Source organism: Polynucleobacter sp. MWH-Braz-FAM2G (genome assembly GCF_018687635.1).
GTDB lineage: Bacteria > Pseudomonadota > Gammaproteobacteria > Burkholderiales > Burkholderiaceae > Polynucleobacter.
Genome location: NZ_CP061300.1, coordinates 676,962 through 702,901, shown reverse-complemented (window position 1 = coordinate 702,901; position 25,940 = coordinate 676,962). Strand labels below are relative to the sequence as shown.

The following is a 25,940-nucleotide window of genomic DNA, read 5'->3' as shown; positions in this document are numbered from 1 at the left end:
CAAAAGTCGAATTATTGACAATCTCTAACTTATTGATATTAAAGATAATAATTATGACTATTGTCTCCAAATCCCTTAAAACTCAGCATGAATCCTAAAAGACAGAATATTTACAGGGCCGCGAGCCGAGTTATATGCTGGATTGTTAATGTGCTGAAAGTTCAAACCCGCTAGAACATTCTTAATGACGGTCGCGTTGTAATAGAGTTCGGCAATGCGCTCAGGACGATAAGAAATCGTCTGAGTGGGACCTGCGTAATCGCCAATAAAGTAAGACACTCCACCTGACTGCAAGTAATTTTTGCGATAACTCGATAAGCCATTTTGCATCATCGAGATACCAATCGAATCTTTTGGCCGACTCCAGCTTGTGCCATTCATACCAAGACCCACAGATATAGAGTTATCCGCTTCAGTAAAAGACATGGTTTCAGTATGACCATCGGATGTGAATGCCCTTCCATAAATTCCAAGGTCTTTGGTAATGGCTTGCTCACCATTAATACCAATACCAGTCTTATATTGGTAATTGGTGCGCACATTATTAATGGCTTGAGTGCCTTGCGTATTATTGGCAATGACGTAATTAGTTGCATCATCAAAGCGTGCCAAGATCATTTTATTGCGGTAAGCCAATACCGAAACTTTTCCTGGTAAATCGCCGATGCTGTGCTGCCGCTCCACCTCAATTTGATCGCCATAGGCATTAAAGATTTGCCAATTCAAATCCCGACCATTGGGATTTTTAGGGGTCAGCATGCGGGAGGCGCGCAACACCCAATTATCGAGATACCACTCACCTGCCAAGCCAGTACTGTAGCCGCGTGCATCAGCGGCATAGTCATATGCTAGATAGGTCATATTGCCCCAGTTCATGAACTGCACACGAGGGTCTTTTGCATAACGACTATCGTCAAAAATATCCAAAGTAGAAAACTGTCCAGCAGTAATTACCACGCGGTTACTACTAACCGTTTGGGTAATTTGATTGGCTTCGTTTTCTAGAACAACTTTGTCGCCCTCTTGATTAAAGGTCTGACGCAAGAAAGCACGAGCAGAATAAAACTTCGCTTGCGCGCCATTGGCTTTAGTTGCCTCACCGTTAGTAAATCCTCCAAGACCTGTTAAGCCAGAAAATGGCACACCAGAAATAACTTCTGGATTGAAATAGATATCAGTATTTGGCGCTAAGCGTGCCCCAAAAAATAATGTGCCCGACCAGGTATAGCTCATCGATTTGAGCGATGACATGCTATTCATTCCAGAATAGCTAGAGGTGAAGTTGTTATATCTTTGATTGATATAGGTGGTCTGTCCATGGATATTCACAGGCAAACCTAGAATCTCTCCCTCGGTTGGCAAACCCTGAATGGCTTCAGCAAAACTAGCAATTTGGTCAGAGCCTGACCCCGCCTTCTGCGCGAACGCAGTTGCTCCGAATAATGTGCAAAGAATGCTCAACAGGAGGAGGAGAATAATCTTGCGGGTCATTCACAATTTCTAATGGGATGCCAGTGCAATGCAATAGCAACATGCCGAAGGGAAAACGGGGCATTCACAGCTTGAGATTGAAGCCCAAGGGTGGTGCAGACCGAATTATCCCCAAAAAGGAGCAATTTACCTAGTCTTTATGTCGTGTAAATGACAAGTTGCAAGCAAACCTGGTATGCGAGAAGAACTTGACGACTTAAAAATACGTAATAGATGAAGCAGTTCTATAAATGTCCTAGCAAGCACTTGAGTACCCTATCAGCTCATGGTTGGTAATTTTTTGAATGGGATGAATTGGCAATATTGAGCTACAATGTAGCTCACTAGAGTCAAAAGGAAAAGTCATGGCTGCCAATGCTGTTGTGCGTGCAAGGATTAATGAGAGCATCAAAGAAGAAGCCACTGCAGTATTGGCTGCAATGGGACTAACTCCGTCTGATGCCTTTCGTATTTTGATGACTAGAGTGGCCAAAGAAAAAGCTTTGCCTTTTGAGCCACTGATTCCCAACAAAGAAACTATTGAGGCCATGAAAGAAGCAAGAAAAGGAAAGCTCAAATCCTTTACTTCGGTTGATGACCTAATGGCTGATTTGAATGCGGACGATTGAATACACAAAAAAATTTAGACGTGACTATAAAAGAGAATCAAAAGGGATATACAAACAAACATTAGCGCTTGATATCAAGTCAGTTATTCAACTGCTTGAAAGAGATGCGTCATTACCCCAAAATTACTACGACCATGCATTAAAAGGTGATTGGCACGATCACAGGGACTGTCACATCAAACCAGATCTCATCTTGATTTATAGAAGACCCAATGAAACTACATTGCAATTAGTGCGCTTAGGCTCTCATAGCCAACTAGGTCTGTAATTCTTATTGCCAGCAATTTCTTTAAAATCAAAGAATTCGTTTGGGGCAAATAAATCAGGGTCTAAATGCATATGAATTCAGGGTGTCCATCCTCACCTCCTCAATGCTAACCAAGATATCCTGAAGCATTTGAACAGGCAACTCTGGATTCTCCTCTGCAGCCCTCCCTAAGCGCGCCCAATACTCAATTTGCTCGGAGAGAGTTCTGTTTGATTGCTCTGAAGCAGATTGAGCGCTACTAAGCAGTGACTTTGATAGTTTGATAATTTTAGGCATTTCAACGCCGATCCATTAAAGCTCGGGCTAATGTTCCAGCATCCACATACTCAAGTTCCCCGCCAACCGGAATCCCTCTAGCAATACGGGTAACCTTAATACCCTTGGCTTTAAGTACTTCACCGATGTAATGGGCCGTCGCCTCACCTTCACTAGTAAAGTTAGTTGCCAATACAACCTCCCGAATCGGCACGCCTGTATCGGGATTTTCAATTCGGGCGAGTAAACGATCAAAATGAATTTCATTCGGCCCCATGCCATCGAGTGGTGACAAGCGACCCATCAGAACAAAGTAATTACCTTTAAAGCTCAAAGTCTGCTCTACCATCACTTGGTCAGCAGGCGTTTCCACAATGCATAGCAAAGATGGATCACGACGCTCGTCAGAACAAGTGCTGCAAATCTGCGTTTCGGAGAACGTATTGCAACGTGCGCAGTGCCCTACTGTCTCTACCGCTTCACCAAGAGACTGCGCGAGTACTGCTGCGCCATTGCGATCATGTTGCAATAAATAAAACGCCATCCGCTGCGCAGACTTTGGGCCAACTCCTGGCAAAACGCGCAAAGCCTCGATCAATCGACCGAGTGCATCTTGTGGGGCTTCATGACGTGCCATTTAATTGCAATACAAAGTAAAGCGCTTCAATTAGAAAGGCAACTTAAAGCCTGGTGGCATAGGCATGCCAGCAGTTGCACCTGACATCAATTGCGCACTAGCCGCTTCTACCTGCTTAAAGGCTTCTGTATAGGCAGTCACAATCAAATCTTCTAGCATTTCGCGATCATCCATAGCGCCTGGATCAATCTGCACGCGCTTAAGTTCGTACTTACCAGAAACGGTTACTTTGACTAAGCCACCAGCCGCTTGGCCAGTTACTTCTAACGCAGTCAATTGCTCCTGCGCTACTTTCATCTTCTCTTGCATCTGCTGAGCCTGTTTCATGAGGCCAGCAAGTCCACCTTTCATCATCGCTTTATTTCCTTTGTTTCTGGTTTATTTCTAAATTGTTTCTAATTTATCGCTGAATTACTTCTAACGTATCGCTGAATTATTTCTGAATTCAATCTTTTAAAACTATCTCAATGCAAAGGCTAACCGTTTTTATAGTGGTTTGACTGATCCACCCACGACTTTGGCACCAAACTCTTTTTCTAATTGCTGAATAAATGGATCAGCAGCGATCATTTGCTCTGCGTTCATTCTTTTTTCTTGATGAATCTGGGCATCTACTTTTGCCACTGTTTTGCCCTCTACTTGACCTTTTTCGATCAAGACCTTCACAGGTTTACCAAAGTGCGCAGTCAGAGCATCAGCTAATCGGGCAACAGAGGCATCAGAAGCCAATTGCGGCATAGGCGTCACGACCGTAGCACGCACACCCGTTGCCGAATCATTCCAATCTTGTAATTCTGTCTGAAACGCCAACTGTTGCACTAAACCTTTAACTGGCAACTGGCGCATCAAGGCATGCCAATCTGGGCGTTCTGCAGAATTTCCAACCGCAGCTTGGGAAACTGGAGCAGCTGTGGAAACTGCTGGAGTTGCAACCTGCTGTGCTGCTGTTGCTGCTGGCGTTGTTTTGGCTGCAGGGGCAGATGGCGCAGAAGCTCTAGCTGCAGGTGTTGGCGCAGAAGCTGGGCGAGCAGTATTTACTGGTGGTGCTGAGGGTGAAGGTGTAGAACCTCCGCCATTGCCCGCATTACTACTATTACCACCAACAATCCCTAGTCCCGGACGAAACGCCAACATACGCAAGAGCGTCATGGCAAAGCCTGTTTGCTCATCAGGAGCAAGCGATAAATCAGGACGGCTGGTAATGGCGATTTGATAAAAGAGTTGCGCTTCTTCTTTAGAAAGTTGACCAGCCAAACGACGAATCTCCCCTGCTTCTGGCCAATCTTCTAAAACCGATTCGGGTACGACTTGGGCAGCAGCAATCTTTTGGATCAAGCTTGATAAGTCTTGCAATGCCAATGAGAAAGACATACTGCGCTCACCCATTTCATTTGCTACAGCAAGTAAGCTAGCGCCATCTTTAGCAATTAAACAATCCAAGATTCGAATGAGATAGGCATCATCTAAAGTGCCGAGCATACCGCGCACAGTTTCTTCGGTGACTTTGCCTGCAGCATAGGCAATTGCTTGATCTGTTAGTGAGAGTGCATCACGCATGGAGCCCTGCGCTGCTTTAGCGAGCACACGCAGTGCATTGACTTCATATTCGACTTTTTCAGCGGCGAGCACTTTTTCCAAATGCTCCACAATGAGCGGCACAGGCATTTGCTTGAGATTGAACTGCAAGCAACGCGACAGAATGGTTACTGGAATCTTTTGTGGATCAGTAGTTGCCAGAATAAATTTGACGTGCTCAGGTGGCTCTTCCAAGGTTTTGAGCATGGCATTAAAGGCATGATTGGTGAGCATGTGCACCTCGTCAATCATGTAGACCTTATAGCGACCATTGCTTGGTGCGTAAGCGGCTTTTTCTAATAGAGCAGCAATATCGTCAACACCACGATTACTCGCAGCGTCCATCTCTATATAGTCAACAAAGCGCCCTGCATCGATTTCCATACAGGCTGGGCATTTACCGCAAGGCTCTGAAGTCATCTTGCCTGAGCCATCAGCCCCTGTGCAATTGAGGGCTTTAGCCATAATGCGGGCAATGGTGGTCTTGCCCACACCACGAGTGCCAGTAAATAGCCAAGCATGGTGCAATCGGCCTTGATCCAAAGCATGGGTTAAGGCTTTAACCACATGGTCTTGACCGACTAATTCGGAGAATGTTTTAGGGCGCCACGAACGGGCTAATGCCAAAGCTGTCATGCCTTCCATTCTAACAAGCTAAAATGGAATTGGATGGGCCTCCCCGCATGGTGGGTTGGATAACCTGGTCAGGTCGGGAACGAAGCAGCCAAACCCAATTTCTGCCAGTGCCGGGGGTTTGGCTCATCCACCCTACTTACCCTGCTCTTGAGCCCTCTTCACTTCCCTTACATCTTTAGAGCGCAAATCCACAGCCAATTTTGATGAGATTGAAATTCCAGCTTCCAGATGCTGGGGTTTGACCGAATTCATCCCGCAAGTAATATTTACCCAAGAAATCGCCTTGCAGATTAATGTCGCTAAAGAATGCTTCGGCACGAGCATAGATGCGTTTGTCCGTGCAATCAATGCGCACATCGGTAGCCTTGGATAAATAGGTCTGTGAGCTATAGGCTTGTGGCTGATTAAAGTTTTCTACATAGATCAGATTGACTATCGGACCATTTTTGACAATGGAATCAGTTTCGACAAATAAAGCACCATCACCAACATACCCTGGCACAGATTGCAAAAAAGCATAAGCACTTTGCATGCCTGTAAATTGAACCGCCAAAATAGAGATTGCTGCCAAAAACTTTTTCATAAAACCATCTCGCCCAATTGAAAATGTGTCGTAATGCTGTTTGTATTCAAGTCGATATTAAATACATTACTGCAAATTCAAGTGATTGCATCAAAAATCAGGCAAACCACTATTAAATAGTGAGGAGTATTCGGTTTTCAGGGGCAAAAGCCCTGAAAGCCAACAAGGCAAAACTCAGAAGACTTTAAGAATTCTCAATATTCCCCAAATGAACCAAATAATGATCAATACGAGGACGGTTCTTGCGTCTAACTGGATCTTGAATAACTGTAGTTGCTTATGACAACACTCAATCGATACTCGCAAAGCAAACCCTCCTCTATATAGAAGGTTTCAGCGTAGAGTTATTAAAGAGCAAGGGGTAGGGATGGGAGATGAATTGGATGTAGGAAAAGATGCAACCAGCCAAATCTTTTACTTACCAAATCCCGCTATTACCCATCCAATTGATCGGACCCTAAAACAGGATCTTCGGGATCATCGCTATCCATGAGCGGTTTAATTCCTACTGGTAACGCCTCTACCCCGCTAAGCTTGCATACTGCATATTGACGCACTGCATTATAAAAATTAGAACGAATGTAATGATCTAGGCGTATAGTAAGTTTTCATAGGAATTACTATGAAACGACAAGTGGACATCTACCGCAAAGACCGGCGTGATCGGGTGCTGTGGACCTATATTGTCGACTTAGGTGGAGATGGCTCTCATCCGAGCCTAGCGGACTTTAAAGAAGAGGCGCTTATTCTGGCTGGTATTGATGATCACGGACCGATTGAAGAGCTAGATGCACTGGTTCATTTAGAAATACTCAAATAATTTATGGCCAACAGTACATTACATGCGATTGCGATTGAGGAGCTCAGACACTCTAATCCATCCTTTCATGCAGAGTATTGCCAATTAGTCGAAGGAATTAGCAATCAGATTCGGGAGCTTGCCAAACAACATCCCGATGAATTTGATTTCACCAGCTTTACTGAAACCTATGATCGCGCTAGCAATGAACCAGTCTTACAGATTGCGATTGGCCATGAAAAAAATGAGCTATATGTGCATGTGTATATTCACAAAGATAACTACTTTGTAATTGGCAAATCTGGCAGTGGCAAGCAAGCCAATACCGCTTCAGAAGCTCTAGAGATCATCAGCCAATCTCTGATCATCCCCTAAGCTAGTCAATACCACACCTACAATATTTACTCAGTTCAGGGTTTATACATCTCGGCCTTGTAACAAGGCACAATAGCTATATTCAACTGAAAAGCTATTTATGCCCCAAGCAATTATTTTCGATATAGAAGCAACCGATAAGAATGATGCTGTCATCATTGAAGCGGCTTCCCTGGATGTCACCTCATTGCACCCTTTTGAAGTGGGCAATCCTTGGGTGCAACGTTATAACCCAGGCAAGCCGATTAGCTTAGGCGCACTTGCGACTCACCACATCATGGATGAGGAGCTTGTCAATTGCCCACCAAGCAGTTCCTTTCGATTACCAGCAGGCACTAAATACCTTATTGGTCACAACATTGATTTTGACTGGGTTGCCATTGGTAGCCCTGAAGTAAAGCGAATTTGCACTCTCGCACTTGCGCGCAGCTTATGGCCTGATTTAGATAGTCATACTCAAAGCGCTTTACTCTATTACTTTGAACGTGAGACTGCTAGAGATCAACTACGTAATGCGCACAGCGCACTAGCTGATGTGTGGATTTGTTCAAAGATCGTTGGGCAAATTTTGCAAAAGCTACAACCGGTTTCTTTAGACGCCTTATGGGAAATGTCAGAAAAAGCCAGGATTCCGAAAATCATGCCTTATGGCAAACATAAGGGTGAACTCATTAGCCAAATGCCTACCGACTACAAACAATGGTTGCTGCGACAAGATAATGTCTCGGGGTATCTGCGCAAGGCTTTGGAGGCGAAGTAGTTTTTTGCTTTCCTTATTGGGATTTGATCGCCAATTCTTGCTGCTTTTTCTGCTTAGCAATTAGTTGCAATTCTTGACACTTAGGATTTGGCGTACCATCTTCATTGAGCACATTAAAGTCTCTGCAAGTGCTAGAGCGCTGTTCATAGATGGAGCAGCGGTAACCTTCTTCTGCGGTGTAGCGTAAAGCGACACAAGGCGCACCACCCTTTTCAGTACCCTTCATGCAAGCGATGTGATCGGTCAGCTTAGTAGTGAGCTCTGGCGGTACCGTGCCCACACCATTACCCGCGATTTCTCCATGATAAAAACTAACCCGAAAATGCTGGCAGCATTGTCCGCATTCAAAACAGGGATTCGCACTCATTGCCGCCTACTCGATTACTAAAGCCTAGACTTAATGTTGCTTGTGAGCAGCGGCAACGATTTTTTCTGTAAAGGCAATCGCCAGCGCAGATAGAACAAATGTAATGTGGATCAAGGTTTGCCACATTAAGGTTTTTTCATCATAGGATGCGGCATTAATAAAAGTCTTAAGCAAATGAATTGATGAAATACCAATAATGGCGGTAGCCAATTTCACCTTCAGCACGCCCGCATTGACATGGGATAACCACTCAGGTTGATCGGGATGATTTTCTAACTCTAATCTAGAAACAAATGTCTCCCACCCACCCACAATCACCATGACCAATAAATTAGAGATCATGACCACGTCAATCAAACCCAAAACGATCAACATCAAAGCCGTTTCGGTCATGCTCTTATTGGCCATCATCTCAATCAGATGAACGAGCTCTACCCAAAACTGCCAAACATACACACCCTGGGCTACGATCAAGCCAAGATAGAGCGGTGCCTGCAACCAGCGGGACATAAATATCCAACGCGGTAAGGGGCGTAATTTTTTATCTAAGTAGGTTTGCTTGTCTTCAGTCATAGGGCAATATTAACCACTTTTCCAACTCGGAAAAGACTTAACAAGCTTAGGGGAATTGAGACTGCCCTTTACTCGGGAATAAAGAATCCGTGATTTCTTTATTCCCTTTCAAGGTTTACTACGTTTTTTGGTATTGCTAATCTTTTGCTGCGATGATTTGCCAAAGCTTGTTATTACCGATACTTGCGATTAAACACACGCTTTGTTTCGCTTTCATGACGCTTAGTGTTTTTCAGCACGGCGCAGTAGGACAGGATCATGATGGCTGCCAATGAGATGCCGTTGAAGTTGTTCATCAAGTTATTTAATGTGTTCATTTGTCTTCTCCTCTTTGACTAATTTCACTATTTATTTGCTGCGATGTATTCAGATTACGGGGTCAAAAGCTCACGAAATGAGCTAGTAAAAAATGTTGTTTTTGATTGATTCATTTCATGTGTTTTATCTTGCTACTGGCAGCTCATCCCATTGGGTGGTGTAGTTTGGCGAGCGATTACTTGATCTCATCTGCCACTCTTGTTTGGTGCTGTTGGTACCAGCAGCTGCCGACCGAATCACTGCGTTACCAAAGCGCGTATTAATCTCGTCTACCGCCTTCATAAGGTGCGCTGACTTGCCCTTGGTCTCCATGTCCTCAAACAAGGATTGCTGCGCTGTTGGTTTATCGCTAATTAAGTTTAGAATGACGCCCGCTTTTTTATAACGAAAGTTGGCCTGATAAATTTGCTTGAGACCTGCGAGCGCTGCGTTAGTCAACGTCAACGTGTTATCAGTGGGATCTGCCAACGGAATCGTGACGCTTTGATGATGCTGTGGCTCGTTTTGCTTAAACGGATTAGTTTGAATAAATACGGTGAGCGCGCCCGTAGTACTGTTCTGGCTTCTTAGCTTCTCTGCGGCTCTAGCCACATGCGTTGCGACAGACTGGGCAAGCTCCACTTGATTAGTCACGAGCTTGCCAAAACTACGAGAGGCAATGATTTGTTGCTTAGCTGGCGCTACTTCTTCTAACTGCAAACAAGAGGTGCCGCGTAACTCATAGCAAAGGCGCTCCATCACCACGCCAAATTGCTGACGCATTGCTTGTGGCGAGGCCTGCAATAGATCAAACACACTATGGATGTTCTGGGCTTTGAGCTTTTTGGCAATTTGCTTACCAACACCCCACACCTCACCCACATCTGTTTCACTCATCCACTGATATAGCTCTGCTTTTGCCATGGCATTAACATCACACACGCCCCCAAACTGCTTGTGCTTCTTGGCCAAATGATTGGCTAGCTTGGCTAAGGTCTTACTCGCACCAATACCAACGCACACTGGCAGACCAGTCGTGTCTTTGACTTGCTGCTTGATCTGTTGCCCCAGTTCAATCGTGTTTTGATATTGCTTTAAGACGGTTTCGATTTGCAAAAAGCTCTCATCAATACTGTAGACCTCTAAATTGGGGGTAAAAGTTCTGAGCACCTGCACTACGCGACTACTCATATCGCCATACAAGGTGTAGTTCGATGAATACGCCTCAATACCGTGCTTTTTAGCCAAGTCTTGCATCTGAAACCAAGGTGTTCCCATCTTCACACCTAGGGCTTTGACTTCAGCACTACGCGCTACGGCGCAACCGTCATTATTCGATAACACCACCATCGGCACATCTTCTAGCTTCGGCTGAAAGACACGCTCACAAGAGACATAGAAGTTGTTGACATCTACTAATGCAAAAAGCGAGTTTGTAGAGTTTTCAGGGTTGGCGAGTTTTGCAATCGACGCACTCATCTCACTTCCCTTCCTTGCTATAGCGGGTGCTAGCTGTGCTGTACTTACGCACCACTCCAACCACCACACCCCAGATTTGTAGCTCGCTACCTTCGTTAAAAGTAATCGGTTGGTAGTTCGGGTTTTCTGGTTGGAGCTCAATGCGGCCGCGCGATTGATACAGACGCTTAATGGTGTACTCGTCATTGACAACAGCTACTACGATGTCTTTATGTTTGGGTTTGAGCGCCTTGTCGACCACCACCTTATCTCCGTCACAAATTCCGGCACCTAACATCGAATCCCCTTTGACGGTAAACATGAAAGTGGCTGGCTTGTTCTGGACTAAGTAGTGGTTTAGATCGAGCCCGTCTTCAGCGTAATCTGCCGCTGGACTGGGAAATCCAGCTGAAATCCGGTGACTGAGTAGCTTGAGCTCATAGCTAGCAAAATGGCCTGCTAAGGCTTGTGGCGCTTGGCTTAAGGTGGTTTTTGCGGAGTTCATTACCTGTGTCATAGTGATTAATATACTGTATGTTTATACAGTATATATAAAAACCGCAAAAATGAGGATCTTTTTGTTGTTTTGGGGCTATAAACCCGAACCCCCTCTACTCGCATTACATCCCAAGCAATTGCATAATGGCTCTAGAAGTTACCTATGCAGTAACTCAGATAACAAGAACAGTAGGAGACATATGAAGACGTATCAGATTGCGTCCGTTCCAGGGGACGGCATTGGCAAAGAAGTGATTCCAGAATGCGAAAAGGTCTTAAATGCCTTGAGCAAAAAATATCCTGAAGTCGCTTTTGAGTTTGAGCACTTTGATTGGGGTGGTGACTACTACCGCAAACACGGCATCATGATGCCCGAGAATGGCCTGGACTCTTTGCGCTCCAAAGACGCTATCTTGTTTGGTTCTGCTGGCGACCCCAATATTCCGGATCACATTACTCTGTGGGGCTTGCGTCTCAAAATCTGCCAAGGTTTTGATCAGTACGCAAACGTGCGCCCTACGCGCATTCTTCCCGGCATTGAAACGCCACTACGCAATTGCAAACCCGATCAACTCGATTGGGTCATTGTGCGCGAAAACTCTGAAGGCGAATACTCTGGCGTAGGTGGTAGAGCGCATCAAGGTCACCCGATTGAAGTGGCATCTGATATGAGCATTATGACTCGCGTTGGTGTAGAACGAGTGCAACGCTTTGCTTTTCAGTTAGCGCAGTCGCGCCCTCGCAAGCACCTTACCGTCATTACCAAGTCGAATGCACAGCGTCACGGCATGGTGATGTGGGATGAAATTGCCAACATCGTTGCCAAAGACTTTCCGGATGTCACTTGGGACAAAGAATTAGTAGATGCTGCTACCGCACGGATGGTCAATCGCCCAGAATCCTTAGACACCATTGTGGCTACCAACTTGCATGCGGATGTACTGAGCGACTTAGCAGCAGCTCTTGCTGGTAGCTTAGGTATCGCGCCTACAGCCAATCTTGATCCAGAGCGTCGCTACCCCTCGATGTTTGAACCCATCCATGGTTCTGCCTTTGACATTATGGGTAAAGGTCTTGCCAATCCGATTGGCACCTTTTGGTCGGCCGTGATGATGCTCGACTTCTTAGGTGAAAAAACCCTAGGAGCCAAGTTAATGGCAGCCATTGAAACAGTGACTGCTAATCCTCAGTTGCACACCCGTGATTTAGGCGGAACAGCCATGATGAGTGATGTCACCAATGCAGTAATCGAGGAGATCTCCAAATGAACCGATACACATTATTGAAGATCTGGCTAAGTGCTGGTTTGATTTGCTTAGGTGCGCTCTGCACAGCACATGCTCAACCTTTTCCTGATAAAACCATTCAGTACATCATCCCCTTTCCTGCTGCTGGTGAATCAGATTTAGTGGCGCGCTACCAAGCGGATATTTCTGCAAAGAAATTTAAGCAACCGATGGTTGTCATCAATCGCGCTGGCGCAGGTGGCGCTTTAGTGTGGAGTGCACTCAATACCTACCCCGCTGATGGCACGACTGTAGTTGGCGTGAATATTCCGCACACAATCTTGCAACCCTTACAAGAAGGCATTCAATACAAGACGGATGACATTAATGCTATCTACTACTATCACTTCACCCCTGATGCCTTGATGGTCTCTGCTGATAGTCCCTATAAGACCTACCAAGAATTTATTGCCGCCGCCAAAAAGGAACCAGGCAAGATGTCTTTAGCGGGTTCAGCGCAGTTCTCCGCTAATCACATGGCAGTGGAGCGCCTCAATAAATTAGCGGGCGTCAAAATCAATTACGTTCCCTTTAAAGGCACAGGCGATTTAATTACGGCTTTAATTGGGATGCACGTGGATGGCGCAATGGGTTATCTGCCACTAGCGATTCAACAAAAAGGCAAGGTGCGCACGCTAGCGATCGCCACCGAGAAACGCAATCCCGCCCTGCCCGATGTGCCCACCTTTAAAGAGCTCGGCCTGAACTGGGTCGATGGCGCATATCGTGGTGTAGCTGTACCGAAGAGCACCCCACTCGTGTTGCAACAAAAAATGTCAGATTATTTTGCGCAGCTGAACGCAGATCCAGAAACCAAGAAAAAATTAGAAGACGCTGGATTTATTTTGGTGGATATTCCCTTGGCAAAAATGCCTGCCTTTATGAAAGAGAAAACCGCTCAAGCCATGGATGATGCGAAGAATGCGGGAATGATTAAATAAGGGTTTGCTAATTTCTTAGCAAAATACAAAAGCCAAAATGGCAGGGTCGTCTAGAAATACATCAGACAAGTAAACACTTGCTCGAAAAATCCAAGGGTTTACTGTCTCTATGATTTCCGCAAAATAGTCCATGCGGGTATTTTAACCCCCTAGAAAATCGGACTTACCAATCTCTAGCCCATTGTGACGCAAGATGTCATAGGCCGTAGTCACATGAAAATAAAAGTTTGGAATGATCCAAGTCAGTAAATACTGCTCGCCCACAAACTCAAAATTCCATTCTTTAATCGAAAACTTAATCTCTTTCGCTTCAGCACCATCCAATTGAGCTGGCGTAATGCTATTGGCAAAAGCAATCGTTTTAGTGATCCGCTCTTGCAACTGTGCAAACGTTGTCTCGTTATCGTCAAATTTAGGCAGCTCAATACCAGCTAAACGGGCCATCCCATTTTTTACTTGATCACAAGCAATTTGCACCTGTTTAGTAAGCGGAAACATGTCAGGTGCTAGGCGGGCATTAACCAATATACCCTCATCGATATTTTTAGCCTTAGCAAATGCCTCCGCCTTTTGCAAAATGTTCGCAAGATTATTGAGCATCCTCGTGAGTTGCGGAATGGATGCTTGATACATAGTTAATGCCATAAGTACTCCGACTTTATAAATAGGTTCAGGATAAAGTGATCAGTTGATTAATTGATGCAATTAGACATCGCTCATGAAATCACCGCCACCGTTATCGTCCCAAGAACTAGACGAGCCACCATCATCCCAAGAACTAGTGTCGTTCACGCCAAAGTTTGGCGCATCTGGTGCAAAGCCACCCACCTGATTAAAGTCGTTATTTACATTACCCGCATTACCGGGATTAGGGTGTTGACCACCGCCCATCAAATGACTAGCCAATGCTTCACCTGCCACCATGCCAGCACCGAGCGCTGCACCAGTAGCCAAGCTACCCATCAACCCACCGCCCATACCAGTTGCAGGAGCACCTGGGTAACCAGGAGGATAGTTGCCAGGAGCCCCTGGCATACCAGAATAAGGACCATTTGCAGTAGGTGCGTTGTATACCTGTACTGGTTGCTGACGCTTTCTCATAAAGAACATAACTCCAGCAACCAAAATAGCGATCAGAATCCAAAACACGGGGCTGCCAAAGATAGAGCCAGCGCCCGCGCTCGTGCCCACTTGCGCTGGTACCGTACCTGCACGTAACTCTGCTTGTAATTTTTGCACTGACTCAGGTTGTGCAAATGGCAAACCAGGAGCTAGATTTTCTGCTTGCACAAACGCTTGGCGCGCAGCATCTAACTTACCTTCTCTGAGGTACAACTCAGATGCAATGTAATGCGCCTTGGCGCTGTTAGGATGGTTTTGCAATACCTCTTTCATCATGGCATCGGCCTTTGCCAACTGCCCAGATTGAATGGCTTGAGAAACCTCTGGCAAAGTGGCTTCAGCCAAAGCCAAATTGCTAGTGAGCAATAGTGCGCTGGCAAATATGCCAAGCAATAATTTTTGTAATGAATGCATTTTCATCATGACTCCTTGTAAGGATGTTTCATTGCGATTGATTATCGCTAGTTTGGGCATGTTTGTTAAATAGGTTTGCCATTTCCTAGATATGTTGGGGTTTAAACGGCAAATTCAAGGGCATTGGAAGGGTTAAAACTACTTAAGCTCGTGAATCTGGCCCTCAGAAGAGATCAAATAGGCCTTATTAGGCTTATCGCTACGAATACGACTTAACTCAGCTTGGTAATTTTGGAGTTGCTCACGGTATTTTTCATACTTTTCGCTACCCACTTCCGGAATGGTTAGTTTGTAATCGATGATAGCTAGGTGATCATCTAATTCCACCAAGCGGTCCATTCGGAAACTCTTACCCTCTTTGCTAACAATATCGAGTTCGTTCCAGGCGGCAATCCATTGACCCGCAGTGAGGTATTGACCAAGCGCTGGTGATGCCAATACTGTCTTCGTACGCTCAATGACTTTTTTGGCATGGGCTTGATCTATGCCAAGCCAAGCCATTACCTCTTGCTCACTGGGCATAGCAGGTTTGATTGCCTGACTCGAATCTGGAGTAAGGAACTCAAGCAGTTTATGAAAATGTGTACCCTCTTCCAAAATTTCTGGGTCAGGCGATGACTCGTTTTCAGGAGCGGCTACCTTTGTTGTTTCGCCACTTTCGATATTGCGTAGTTGTTGCTGGTGATCTTGTATGGCTTGATCCCAACGAATCTGAAAATCATCAATGCTAAAAGTCTCATCAACCTCTAGACTTGTTTTTGCACCTGCTCGTTTAGCGCTAATTGTGTTGCTTGGTTCGCTTGTGGTTTCATCTGCAATCTCTACAGTAGGTAGTTGGCCAAACTGAGCACGTGCATACCAAGATTTTTGATCAATGCCTGTTGGATTATTAGTTGTAGGCTCTTTTGCTACACCGCTAATCCAAAGACCCTGCTTAGCCCTAGTCATGGCAACATAGAGCAAGTTCCAGTTTTCATTTTGACTAATTAGCTCCTCCTCTTCACGAATCTTGCTGCGAGGAGAAGTAAGACTAGCCTTGGTATACATCGACAGATGAGAAGGACTGCGATCATTAGGCGACCAATCTAAGAGCACCCCAGAATGATCGGAGGCGCCAACTGTATGGTTAGCATCCAAAATAATCACAAAAGGTGACTCCAAACCTTTAGCCCCATGAATGGTCATCAGGCGTACACGTTTGTGTTTATCTTCCTCTGACATCTCGCTATCTTCATCAATCTCGGCCAATTCCACTTCAGTTTCGAGCTCTACATCACCCTCATCTGGCGTTTCATCATCATCGCCTTTGCGCATGGCATTAATTTTTTCAATAAAGCGGCTCAAGCTTGGGTAACGACCGCCATCTTGATTAAGCGATAGCTCCAAAAAAGCATCTAAATTAGCAACAACCTGTGCGCGTGCTAAAGGCTGAGCACTGCTTGCATACCGAAAACGCAAATGACTCTCTTGATAGATTTGATCGAGCAAGTCATGGACTGGCAGTCGTTCAGCTAATACGCGCCAATGCTCTAAATAGCGCGCTACCTTTTGAATTGCGGCATCGTCACTATCTTGTAAGGTATCCCACCATGAACGATAAGGACCATTTGCCTTGGCAATCGCTAGACTTTGCATTTGCTGATCGGTAAAGCCAAAAATGGGGCTTCTCAACACTTGCGCTAAGGGCAGGTCATGGCGTGGTGATAGCAATACAGTGAGTAATGCCACCATGTCATCGATCTCAAGAGTATTGAGTAAACCCCCCAACCTAGTGCTGTCATAAGCTAAGTCAGCCTCACGTAAAGCTCTTTCGAACTGAGGCAAATATTTACGGCGCTTGACTAGTAATAAGAAATCACTCTCTCTGGCAGGTCGCCAAACCATTCGCCCATCTTGCTCATCCATCACTTGATGGGTGGCCATCACTTCATGAATCAGCTTACTGATTTGCTGACCTTCAATATAGCGCTGGGTGTCACCAATCGTTTGATTGACATCGGTAATCGGCTGATCAAATGCATTGCCAACACGTGGAGCTAATTCTTCCTTGATATAAGGAATGAGAGGCAAAAGTGCTGCCTCACCTTCTTTGGCATAAGGATGCTCTGGCAAGCCTTCTTGCAAAGGCTCCCAAAGAGTTTCTTGCTGATTAAATTTATACGTCGGTGGCAATTGCGAGTGTGCAAATGTCTGATTGACGGCTTTGTTAATGTTGGGCGCATTACGACGAGTTGTGTCTTGATCAAGTGCAACTGCCCCCATCTGCTTTTCTAAAAAATCTTTGGCGCTGTCAAATAAACGAGGATCAGCTCTGCGAAAACGATAAATCGATTGCTTGGGGTCACCCACAATAAACACACTTGGTTTACTTTGATCTTCGCCATAACCCTCAAACCATGAACGCAGAATTTGCCATTGCAAAGGATTGGTATCCTGAAACTCATCAATGAGAATATGTTTGTACTTGGCATCTAAGCGCGCTTGCAAATAAGCGGCGTTCGCTGAGTCAGCCATCAACTTACTCACACCAATTTCTAAATCATCAAAATCTCGAACACGCATCGCCTCTTTTGTGGCGGCAACGTGATTCATCATGCGCTCGCTCATGGCAAACCAAGCCTGATTGAGTTCGAGCACCATTCTTTCAGACTGCCAATCTAAATACTCAACGAATGCTTGAGCCCAGTCTTGCTTATAGGCAATATGCTCTGGCTCTAAGTGAGCCAAGCCCTCGTTTTTCAAATACGTTTTTACCGCGCCAAGCGCTCTATTGTTATTAGAGCGCGGTTCACCATCCCCATTTAAGAAAACAAGCTGCAAAATAGGCGCAATCTCCAGCACATCGCCACCGCGCTGCATACACCCCAATGCAGATACTAATCGCGGTAATAGATCTTTTTCTTGAGTACTGCTATGCGCAAAACAACGAATCAGAAACTCTAAATCGGCGCGTGCCTTAGGAGCGGTCCACATGCGTAGCAAAGGATTCTCAATATTGAGTCTTGGCAAGAACTGCTTGAGGTGTTCAATGGGCGTAATTCCCATTTCATTACAAGCTTGCGCAAAAAAAGTCCATGCACCACGTTGTTTCATCAAGCCATAATTGCCCATCAAAAACTGTTGCGTATTGCTTGCACCCAATTGTTTTAAGAGCACATCGTAGTGGCCTCTCAAATCTGCCGGTAGATCACCCCACCAATCATCAAGGCATTCGTCCAAGAGTCTTTTGCTGTCCTCTCGCAGGCTAAAACCAGGCTGCACTTCTGCAGAAATTGGCGCTGCATTTAGCAATCTTCCAAACCAACCATGAAAGGTGTCTATCACTATGCCCTGTGGGCTTGCTAAAACTTTGAGATACAGCGCTCGCGCTTGCGGGAGTAACTGAAGGGCTTGTGCATTCGTCAAACCGCGTTTTTCTAATTCTTGGATTAGTGTTGGATCATCTGCGGTAGAAAATTCTTGCAATAAGCCGTAAAGACGATCGCGCATCTCTTGCGCAGCCTTGCGGGTAAAGGTCAAAGCAAGGATTTCATGAGGCTTAGCGCCCGCTAACAAGAGCCTAATCATGCGAGCAACTAATAGCCAAGTCTTGCCACTGCCTGCGCAAGCGGAAACGATGATGGATTTTTGGGGATCGCAAGCGATGGCATTGTCAAACTTCTTCATCACCACATCCCCTTTCTGCAAATGCCTCTTGCCTCGCAGTATTTACAAACTCCATCTGGCGCAAAAGCAGTGAGCTCCTTGCCTGACCATAGCTTTTGAATGTCTTCAGTTAATTGCTCTGAAAATACTGGCATCAACTCGGCTATATCCTCAACTTCTAAAGATCGTTGCAGCTTTTTGTCTCGTTTTATATCCAGCTTTAAAGACACCCATTGCGCGCGCTCTACTTGATAGCCTTGTAGATGAGCGGCGGCCGGGTCGTCATTGGCAGCGCGCGCATAAATCAGTAATTGCGGGTCATCCAATAAGTGCTCGGCACGCTTTTTCATCTTCGTCATCGACTGATTTTTGTAATCGATCACTTCGGCTTGATGTTGAGATTGAATATTGATATCAAAGCGATCGGCGCGCCCCTCAATACGAATAATCTTGCCCTCACCATGAGGGCCTGTAAATCGCAGATCAAATCCAACCTTGTGTTCGGCATTGTGATAACGCCATCCCTGCGCCTCTCTTTGCAGTTGCCAATCAACAAAACTCGGGATTTGTTTTTGCCAGTCTCGTAATGTGCCTAAGACTCTGCCATCCCCCTCGATGAGGCGCTTGAATTCTTTTTCAGAGATGATGAAAAGTTGCTCTTCCATCCAAACGCGGCGAGCCTCTGTACTGTGATTAATTTGACTATCGGCCTTTAGCTCTTCAGTCTTTAGTGCCTGATAAAACTTACCCAATAATGCGTGCAATGACTGACCAGCCAATGAAGCATCAAAGCCATCCTCAAATTCTTTGGCTTCGCGCAGTCCTAACAAACTACGCACATAGTATTTATAGGGACAATCTCTCAAAGCTTTATAAGCACTCGGACTCATTGAAAGCGGCAGTGGCAAATCCCGATCCAAGGTAGTCACTGCTTTTTGTAGAGGTTGTGCTAAACCATGACTGACATCTGGCTGTGCAACATCCACCTTCCACGCTGGTAAATCCGCCTGTAATCGCTGAATCCATGCCGATGGTCGCAATGGTTCACCGCTCTTACTTTTGCTCTGCCAGAGTAAATCTACGCTTGCACATGAAATCAAGAGCTGTGAAAAATCACGCGCTTGCTGTACATACTGCGCTGTCATCGTAGAGGCTTTGAGCAAACGATTAAGCGTGTCTGAAAAAAATAAAGGTGGCTCAGAAAATGCTGGTAATTGCTGTTCATCGCAACCCACCACGACAACCGCATCAAACGTTCTCAATCGTGTTGAGCTCAAAGGCAAGATGCTTAAGGTAGCTTGAGCCTCTTTGCCCGCTTCTTCATATGAAGCCTCTTCCATAACGGATTTAATTAGGCTTAGCCACTCTGGGAGATGCATCGCTACTTTCTGATACTGCGTTGCCCCAAGATCAAAAGTATCAATAACCTCTAATAGTTGTTTGCCCGCCGCATCTCCCTCCAAAGCTTGGGCCATACCAGTGTCTTGTAAATTCTTTTGCAAGAGTGCATATGCATTAGAACAATCTAAGTTCAGCTCTTGCCAAGCATGATGACGCGCTCTCACAAATTGCAGCAAGCTCAATAAAGCCTCATTTGGCACAGTATCGCGATTAGCGGCATACGCATTAGCGCGTTCAATCGCCATATAAAACGTTTCCCAACCAGACTTTGCTTGACTAGCAATCAAGATATCTTCGAGCTGAGCTACCAGCCCGATACAAACTTCAGGTGGCTTCTGTATACAACGCGAGATATCTAAGAACGGGTTTTGCAAAAACTCCAGCAAAACACTGGCGCTCGGCCCTTCTTTTGGCGCACGAATCAGTTCTAACCAACTATTGAGTGCCGCCGCTGCACGCGTGGTATCCAGCTTCCAGCCAGTTTCATCACGGATCTTTAGTGCAGGGCCTAAGCGTGCCAATAAGGCTCGAGCTCTTCTTGCAGCAAGGCGATCTTGTGCCACGAGTGCGATATTTTTCTTGCCATCGATTAAATGCTTTTCAATGGCTTTTGTAGCAGCCCAAGCCAACTCTTCAAATCGTCTTGCCGCAATCAAGTGCCAATTTTGATAAGGCGCCACTTTAATATTAGCAATCAGTTGTTGTGCTTGTTGTTCGTTTAACTCAACTAACTCACCTGCATCATTCTCCCCAGCGAGTGCTTCTGACCAAAGCGCAACCGATTGCCAATCAAGGGTGACTTCGACTACGCGAGCATATTGGACGTAGTCAGCAAAATACTTAGCCATCACTTCACGATCGATTGGCTTGGGGTCGGCAGTCTGCACCCATATCAACGGTCTTGCGTTTTGCTGATTGGCCTTAGCCGCTTCTAAATGTGATGCCATGGCAAATTGCTTACGAAAAACAGCATCGCCTGCACTACTCAAATAACGCCAGAAGGCCAGCAAGACTTCTGATTCTTGATCGACGACTTTTCTTGATAGCTCTGGATAAGCATGCGCAATCGTTTGCTCCAGAACTTCTTCTAATTTTTTACCCCACACCTCAATATCCATCGAGCCGCACTTCATTACATGATCTAACTGATCGTGCAGTTGTGGAATGATGGCCTCAGACAGAATGTCGCACGCTGCGATTACAGATTTAGCCAGGCCCCACGCGCCTAATTCACTCTCCGCCTTAAACCATGCTTTTAATTTGGGATGCTTACGCAAATTAACGTATACAGAAATCCAACGCTCTAAGTCACTTTGCTTTTTTGGGAACTTCCATGCCCCAGGAGCAGCCTCCAACCAATCGGCAAAACTGATCACTTGCGGCAAGAAGGCAATCTTGGGATCAAGATTTGGGGGGCGATGTTTCTCAAGCACTGCTCTGACCCCGATTAATGGCCCTGCTGTACTGAGCACCACTAAGGGGCGTTGCTGGGTTTGCAGTGCACAATTCCAAATCCCCTTTGCCAATTGCTCCAAGGCTGTGGCATCAGGCGTAATAGCCCATGACTGCACTTGTTTTTGATCAGAATTATTAGGAAATGGGTGCTGCATTAAGCAAAGTCTTTTGTTTGGTTTTTATGGCGAATTATCAATTTTGAGCAGAACATTCCGCTTATTGCTAATATAAGCGCTGTAACGCTATAACTAAATAAACTAAATAAGCCTAAATAAGGAATTTTCATGAGTGCCGGCATTAAATATGTAACTGACGCCTCTTTTGAACAAGACGTCCTCAAGTCTGATAAACCTGTTCTGCTCGACTTCTGGGCAGAATGGTGCGGTCCTTGCAAAATGATTGGCCCAATCCTAGAAGAACTCTCTGGTGAATACGGCGACAAATTGCAAATTGCAAAAATGAATGTGGATGAGAACCAAGGCATTCCTGCCCAGTTCAACATTCGTGGCATTCCTACCCTGATCCTATTCAAGAACGGCACCGTTGCTGCTCAAAAAGTAGGCGCATTGGCCAAATCTCAGTTGACTGCATTTATTGATAGTCATCTGTAAATAGTCTCAGACCATGGGTTCACTGGGTGAGCCTGTGGTTTTTACTGATACATCCCGCTTGTCAGACCCCATTTTTAGTGTAGTATTACACCCAACAGCAGTTCAGCGCTTTCAGGTTGTTTAAGAAATGCGCCCTTTCCAGCAATTTATCTCCCCCTTCTTTTAGCAAACTTCCAAATTTCTGTTTTTCACATCGGTTCGTCTGATTACTAGACAGCGACACCTCAAACCAATTCAAACCATTCTGATTTTTTCTTTCATTTACACCCGAGAACCACATGCAATTAACTGAACTCAAAGGCCTTCACGTATCTGCTTTGCTTGAAATGGCAGCAAGCCTGGAGATTGAAAATACTCAACGGATGCGCAAACAAGAATTGATGTTTGCCATTCTGAAAAAACGCGCGAAGGCTGGTGAAACGGTTTATGGTGATGGCACTTTAGAAGTACTGCCAGATGGCTTTGGCTTCTTACGTTCACCTGAAGCCTCTTACATGGCTTCACCAGATGATATTTATATTTCTCCTGCGCAGATCCGCCGCTTTAATTTACACACAGGCGATAGCGTTGAAGGAGAAGTGCGCACCCCTAAAGATGGTGAACGTTACTTTGCATTAGTTAAGGTAGACAAGATCAACGGTTTGGCCCCAGAAGCCTTGAAAAACCGCATCATGTTTGAAAACTTAACGCCTTTGCACCCAAATCGTGTGATTGGCTTAGAGCGCGATATCAAGGCTGAAGAAAATTTAACCGGCCGAATCATCGACATGATCTCCCCGATTGGTTATGGCCAGCGTGGCTTGATCGTGGCATCACCCAAATCCGGTAAGACCGTCATGATGCAGCACATCGCACATGCGATCTCCGCAAACAATCCCGATGCCATTTTGATCGTGCTACTCGTTGATGAGCGCCCTGAAGAGGTTACAGAGATGCAACGCTCTGTTCGCGGTGAAGTGGTCGCTTCTACTTTTGATGAGCCAGCAGTTCGTCACGTTCAAGTCGCTGAGATGGTGATTGAAAAAGCAAAACGTTTGGTGGAGATGGGTAAAGATGTGATCATCTTGCTCGACTCGATTACTCGTCTTGCGCGCGCATACAACACTGTAGTTCCTTCATCAGGAAAAGTACTCTCTGGCGGTGTGGATGCGAATGCACTACAACGTCCAAAACGTTTCTTTGGTGCGGCACGTAATATTGAAGAAGGTGGCTCATTAACCATCATCGCTACTGCCCTGATTGAGACCGGTAGCCGTATGGATGACCTCATTTATGAGGAATTTAAAGGTACTGGCAATATGGAAGTCCATCTTGAGCGTCGCTTGGCTGAACGTCGTGTGTACCCATCGATTAATCTGAACAAGTCAGGCACCCGTCGCGAGGAACTCCTAGTGAAAGCTGAGAACCTACAGAAGATCTGGGTATTGCGTAAATTGTTGGCAGATATGGACGATATCGAGGCGATGAACTTCATTGTCGACAAGCTCAAATCCACCAAAAACAACAGTGAATTCTTCGACTTAATGCGTCGCGGAGGCTAATTTTGGACCGACATGGGCCAATCTAGGACATAAAAGGGGCTTTTTAGCCCCTTTTGCCCACCAAAACAGCGCTTTGTTATTGATTTCATGGCATAATTTCGCTTTTGCTACTTCTGTAGCTGCTTTTAAAACCTGGGAAAGTATTTAGGTTAATTAACTTAAACGGCTACCCGCTAATAGGACTCAACATGAAACCTGGCATTCACCCCGAATATCGTGAAATCGTTTTTTTAGACGTTTCCAATAACTTCAGCTTCAAAACTCGCTCAACTATGCCCACTAAAGAGACCATTAAGTGGGAAGATGGCAATGAATATCCATTGGCTAAGATCGAGACTTCATCTGAATCACATCCTTTTTACACTGGTACCCAAAAAATTATGGATACCGCTGGTCGTGTTGAGAAATTCCGTCAGAAATTCGGCACTAAAGCAGTTGCTAAAGCTTCTGGTGATGGCGCTGCTAAAACAGCTGAGAAAAAAGCTGCTGCCGCAGAAGCTAAAGCTGCAGAAAAATCAGCTAAGAAGAAGGCTTAATCCACTTCTTTTCGCAGGGTATGTGAAATACCTGCTCTGCGAGATAATCAAGGCAGCGTTTGCTGCCTTTTTTATTTTGAACTGTATCCATGGTCAAACTTACCGCCGCCGCCACTAAATCAATTCCTCGCATTATTATTTTTGCGCTGACATTGGTATATGGTTTTGCAGGTTTGTTTTTTCGTGACCCTTGGAAGAATGAAGATGCAATTGGCTTTGGTGGAATGTGGTCACTCTTTCGTGGCAACTCAATTGATTGGATCGTTCCTCACTTAACAGGTCGCGACATCTCTCTTGGAACCCCACTGCCCTATTGGATGGGCGCTACTCTCATCAAATGGTTTGGGCCATTCATTGGGGCCGCTAATGCTGCGCGTTTATATTCCGCTATCTGCTTTTTCTCGGCCGCATTAGCCATCTGGTACGCCACCTATTTATTAGGGCGTCGCCGTGAAGTGCAACCGATGGCGCTAGCTGTTGGCGGTCAACCAGACATGAAGAGCTATGGCATGACCCTAGCCGATGGTGCACTACTAATCTTCTTAGCATGTGTTGGTCTAGCTCAGCGCGCTCATGAGACTACACCGATGATGGCGCAACTCATGGGTATCAGTATCGTGCTTTACGGCACTGTGCGCGGCTTAGATAAACCCTGGCAAGGTGGCCTTTGGACAGGATTGGGTATTGCGATTGTTGCCCTCTCAAGCAACCTCACTCTGAGCCTGATCATCGTCACCTCCACCATCATCGCCGTCATTGCTAGCAATGCTAAGTTACGCTTTCGGTGGACACTCACGAGCACTGTTTTAGGTTTAATAGGTTTTGCAATCTGGCCCATCGTTTGGTATGTGGCCGATCTTCCAGCGCAATGGCGACATATTGCTGAAGAAGGCTGGCGCAATATGCCAGAGATGCGTGGCGTTCCATCAATAGAATCACTGGGATTTTTAAGTGTGAACTTCTGGGCTTACGCTTGGCCAGTTTGGCCCTTAGCCATTGTCTCTTTGGCACACTGGGGACGCAATAAGAGCTCTGGCGCATGGCGCGCACCACACCTTTGCATTCCAATGAGTTTATTTATTGGTAGCTTAATTTATGTTCTATTCCGATTGGAAGCCAACGAACATGATTTAATGATTTTGATTCCTAGCCTGTCTATTGTGGCCGCATTTAGTTTGCCAGTGCTCAAGCGCAGCGTCATCAGCTTCATTGACTGGTTTGCCATGTTTAGCTTCACACTCATTGCGCTCGCTATTTGGATTATTTGGTTAGCCAAAGTCACAGGCTATCCAGAATCTACTGCGGCTAATATTGCTCGACTACTCCCCGGATTTGAAAGTCAATTTAATGTATTAGCGTTTATCGTTGCACTCGCTATCACCGTGGTATGGATCGCTGTTGTGCGCTGGAGAACTTCACGTGCTCCAAAAGAAATTTGGCGCTGTCTGATTATCTCTGCATCTGGCACTACATTGATGTGGGTTCTCTTAATGACTCTATGGCTACCCACGATTAACTACGCTAAAACTTATCGTCACGTTTCAGCACGTTTAGTACAGGTAATCCCCTCTGGTGGCGGTTGTATAGATACGAGTAGCTTAGGTTTTGCTCAACTAGCATCGTTTGAGTACTTTACTAAATTGAAGTTTCGTGATGACCCAAACTGCCCATGGATGCTCACCCATAGCCAATTTGAGGCAAAAGCGTTTGCCCGCTCAAATAATAAAAAATTGACCCTGCTGTGGGAAGATCGTCGCGCTGCTGACCGAGATGAACGGTTGCGTCTTTACGAAGTCATTCCAAAATAA

27 protein-coding genes and 1 other RNA gene are annotated in these 25,940 nt (G+C 45.6%); 12 read left to right on the top strand and 16 right to left on the bottom strand.

The window, feature by feature from the left end:
- Positions 1-75: 75 nt before the first annotated feature.
- A complete protein-coding gene (locus FD973_RS03745) occupies positions 76-1,491 on the bottom strand; it encodes a carbohydrate porin (protein ID WP_215324290.1) in 1,416 nt (471 codons plus the stop codon).
- 344 nt (positions 1,492-1,835) lie between these two features.
- On the opposite strand from FD973_RS03745, the gene FD973_RS03740 reads away from it, so the two are divergent.
- Both FD973_RS03740 and FD973_RS03735 read left to right on the top strand, forming a co-directional pair.
- Complete coding sequence (locus tag FD973_RS03740; RefSeq protein WP_215324289.1) at positions 1,836-2,099, top strand: type II toxin-antitoxin system RelB/DinJ family antitoxin; 264 nt, start codon at positions 1,836-1,838, stop codon at positions 2,097-2,099.
- On the top strand, positions 2,086-2,367 hold the full coding sequence (locus FD973_RS03735; RefSeq protein ID WP_215324288.1) for a type II toxin-antitoxin system YafQ family toxin: 282 nt from the start codon (positions 2,086-2,088) through the stop codon (positions 2,365-2,367). The genes FD973_RS03740 and FD973_RS03735 overlap by 14 nt, the downstream gene beginning before the upstream one ends.
- Positions 2,368-2,421: 54 nt before the next feature.
- On the opposite strand, the gene FD973_RS03730 is transcribed toward FD973_RS03735, so the two are convergent.
- The 4 genes from FD973_RS03730 to dnaX form a co-directional block, all read right to left on the bottom strand.
- Complete coding sequence (locus FD973_RS03730) at positions 2,422-2,643, bottom strand: ParD-like family protein (protein ID WP_215324287.1); 222 nt, start codon at positions 2,641-2,643, stop codon at positions 2,422-2,424.
- Between the two features lies 1 nt (position 2,644).
- Entirely contained in the window at positions 2,645-3,259 is a 615-nt protein-coding gene (gene recR / locus FD973_RS03725) for a recombination mediator RecR (RefSeq protein ID WP_215324286.1), read from the bottom strand.
- A gap of 30 nt (positions 3,260-3,289) precedes the next feature.
- Positions 3,290-3,613, bottom strand: coding sequence for a YbaB/EbfC family nucleoid-associated protein (locus FD973_RS03720; protein WP_215324285.1), 324 nt, complete (start codon positions 3,611-3,613; stop codon positions 3,290-3,292).
- A 132-nt stretch (positions 3,614-3,745) separates the two neighbouring features.
- Complete coding sequence (dnaX, locus tag FD973_RS03715; protein ID WP_215324698.1) at positions 3,746-5,470, bottom strand: DNA polymerase III subunit gamma/tau; 1,725 nt, start codon at positions 5,468-5,470, stop codon at positions 3,746-3,748.
- Positions 5,471-5,502: 32 nt separating this feature from the next.
- On the opposite strand from dnaX, the gene ffs reads away from it, so the two are divergent.
- Positions 5,503-5,601: signal recognition particle sRNA small type (ffs, locus tag FD973_RS03710), an RNA gene on the top strand.
- A gap of 44 nt (positions 5,602-5,645) precedes the next feature.
- Here the strand turns inward: ffs and FD973_RS03705 are convergent.
- Both FD973_RS03705 and FD973_RS11095 read right to left on the bottom strand, forming a co-directional pair.
- Positions 5,646-6,053: a surface-adhesin E family protein gene (locus FD973_RS03705; protein ID WP_215324284.1), complete on the bottom strand. Its 408-nt coding sequence runs from the start codon at positions 6,051-6,053 to the stop codon at positions 5,646-5,648.
- Between the two features lie 434 nt (positions 6,054-6,487).
- A complete protein-coding gene (locus FD973_RS11095; protein ID WP_256442838.1) occupies positions 6,488-6,610 on the bottom strand; it encodes a hypothetical protein in 123 nt (40 codons plus the stop codon).
- A gap of 65 nt (positions 6,611-6,675) precedes the next feature.
- Here FD973_RS11095 and FD973_RS03700 point away from each other — a divergent pair, with 65 nt between their 5' ends.
- The 3 genes from FD973_RS03700 (at position 6,676) to FD973_RS03690 (ending at position 7,987) form a co-directional block, all read left to right on the top strand.
- On the top strand, positions 6,676-6,873 hold the full coding sequence (locus tag FD973_RS03700) for a hypothetical protein (RefSeq protein WP_215324283.1): 198 nt from the start codon (positions 6,676-6,678) through the stop codon (positions 6,871-6,873).
- Between the two features lie 3 nt (positions 6,874-6,876).
- Positions 6,877-7,227 (top strand): hypothetical protein, encoded by a 351-nt coding sequence (locus tag FD973_RS03695; protein WP_215324282.1) that lies wholly within the window; start codon positions 6,877-6,879, stop codon positions 7,225-7,227.
- A gap of 100 nt (positions 7,228-7,327) precedes the next feature.
- Complete coding sequence (locus tag FD973_RS03690; protein WP_215324281.1) at positions 7,328-7,987, top strand: 3'-5' exonuclease; 660 nt, start codon at positions 7,328-7,330, stop codon at positions 7,985-7,987.
- A 13-nt stretch (positions 7,988-8,000) separates the two neighbouring features.
- On the opposite strand, the gene FD973_RS03685 is transcribed toward FD973_RS03690, so the two are convergent.
- The 5 genes from FD973_RS03685 to FD973_RS03665 all read right to left on the bottom strand — a co-directional run bounded on the left by FD973_RS03685 (position 8,001) and on the right by FD973_RS03665 (position 11,187).
- The gene (locus FD973_RS03685) at positions 8,001-8,354 is read right to left on the bottom strand and encodes a YkgJ family cysteine cluster protein (protein WP_215324280.1); all 354 of its coding nucleotides are present in this window, start codon (positions 8,352-8,354) and stop codon (positions 8,001-8,003) included.
- A 30-nt stretch (positions 8,355-8,384) separates the two neighbouring features.
- The gene (locus tag FD973_RS03680) at positions 8,385-8,927 is read right to left on the bottom strand and encodes a TIGR00645 family protein (RefSeq protein ID WP_215324279.1); all 543 of its coding nucleotides are present in this window, start codon (positions 8,925-8,927) and stop codon (positions 8,385-8,387) included.
- A gap of 173 nt (positions 8,928-9,100) precedes the next feature.
- The gene (locus FD973_RS03675) at positions 9,101-9,244 is read right to left on the bottom strand and encodes a hypothetical protein (protein ID WP_215324278.1); all 144 of its coding nucleotides are present in this window, start codon (positions 9,242-9,244) and stop codon (positions 9,101-9,103) included.
- Between the two features lie 124 nt (positions 9,245-9,368).
- Positions 9,369-10,703 (bottom strand): Y-family DNA polymerase, encoded by a 1,335-nt coding sequence (locus FD973_RS03670; RefSeq protein ID WP_215324277.1) that lies wholly within the window; start codon positions 10,701-10,703, stop codon positions 9,369-9,371.
- A gap of 1 nt (position 10,704) precedes the next feature.
- Positions 10,705-11,187, bottom strand: a complete 483-nt coding sequence (locus FD973_RS03665) for a LexA family transcriptional regulator (RefSeq protein ID WP_251368831.1) — start codon at positions 11,185-11,187, stop codon at positions 10,705-10,707.
- 193 nt (positions 11,188-11,380) lie between these two features.
- Between FD973_RS03665 and FD973_RS03660 the strand changes: the two genes are divergently transcribed.
- Both FD973_RS03660 and FD973_RS03655 read left to right on the top strand, forming a co-directional pair.
- Positions 11,381-12,448, top strand: a complete 1,068-nt coding sequence (locus FD973_RS03660; RefSeq protein ID WP_215324276.1) for a tartrate dehydrogenase — start codon at positions 11,381-11,383, stop codon at positions 12,446-12,448.
- Positions 12,445-13,407 (top strand): tripartite tricarboxylate transporter substrate binding protein, encoded by a 963-nt coding sequence (locus tag FD973_RS03655; protein ID WP_215324275.1) that lies wholly within the window; start codon positions 12,445-12,447, stop codon positions 13,405-13,407. The genes FD973_RS03660 and FD973_RS03655 overlap by 4 nt, the downstream gene beginning before the upstream one ends.
- Positions 13,408-13,548: 141 nt before the next feature.
- On the opposite strand, the gene FD973_RS03650 is transcribed toward FD973_RS03655, so the two are convergent.
- The 4 genes from FD973_RS03650 to FD973_RS03635 form a co-directional block, all read right to left on the bottom strand.
- Positions 13,549-14,052, bottom strand: coding sequence for a DUF1993 family protein (locus FD973_RS03650; RefSeq protein WP_215324274.1), 504 nt, complete (start codon positions 14,050-14,052; stop codon positions 13,549-13,551).
- Positions 14,053-14,112: 60 nt separating this feature from the next.
- Positions 14,113-14,943 (bottom strand): tetratricopeptide repeat protein, encoded by an 831-nt coding sequence (locus tag FD973_RS03645; protein ID WP_251368830.1) that lies wholly within the window; start codon positions 14,941-14,943, stop codon positions 14,113-14,115.
- Between the two features lie 138 nt (positions 14,944-15,081).
- On the bottom strand, positions 15,082-18,609 hold the full coding sequence (locus FD973_RS03640; RefSeq protein WP_215324273.1) for an exodeoxyribonuclease V subunit beta: 3,528 nt from the start codon (positions 18,607-18,609) through the stop codon (positions 15,082-15,084).
- Positions 18,609-21,599: a PD-(D/E)XK nuclease family protein gene (locus FD973_RS03635; protein ID WP_215324272.1), complete on the bottom strand. Its 2,991-nt coding sequence runs from the start codon at positions 21,597-21,599 to the stop codon at positions 18,609-18,611. Before FD973_RS03635 ends, FD973_RS03640 begins: the two co-directional genes overlap by 1 nt.
- A 129-nt stretch (positions 21,600-21,728) precedes the next feature.
- Between FD973_RS03635 and trxA the strand changes: the two genes are divergently transcribed.
- From trxA to FD973_RS03615, 4 genes are all read left to right on the top strand, one after another.
- The gene (trxA, locus tag FD973_RS03630; RefSeq protein WP_215324271.1) at positions 21,729-22,055 is read left to right on the top strand and encodes a thioredoxin TrxA; all 327 of its coding nucleotides are present in this window, start codon (positions 21,729-21,731) and stop codon (positions 22,053-22,055) included.
- A gap of 278 nt (positions 22,056-22,333) precedes the next feature.
- Positions 22,334-23,596 (top strand): transcription termination factor Rho, encoded by a 1,263-nt coding sequence (rho, locus tag FD973_RS03625; RefSeq protein ID WP_215324270.1) that lies wholly within the window; start codon positions 22,334-22,336, stop codon positions 23,594-23,596.
- A gap of 188 nt (positions 23,597-23,784) precedes the next feature.
- Positions 23,785-24,132 carry a type B 50S ribosomal protein L31 gene (locus FD973_RS03620; protein ID WP_215324269.1) on the top strand — a complete coding sequence of 116 codons (348 nt, stop codon included), beginning with the start codon at positions 23,785-23,787 and terminating at the stop codon, positions 24,130-24,132.
- 89 nt (positions 24,133-24,221) lie between these two features.
- Complete coding sequence (locus tag FD973_RS03615) at positions 24,222-25,940, top strand: glycosyltransferase family 39 protein (RefSeq protein ID WP_215324268.1); 1,719 nt, start codon at positions 24,222-24,224, stop codon at positions 25,938-25,940.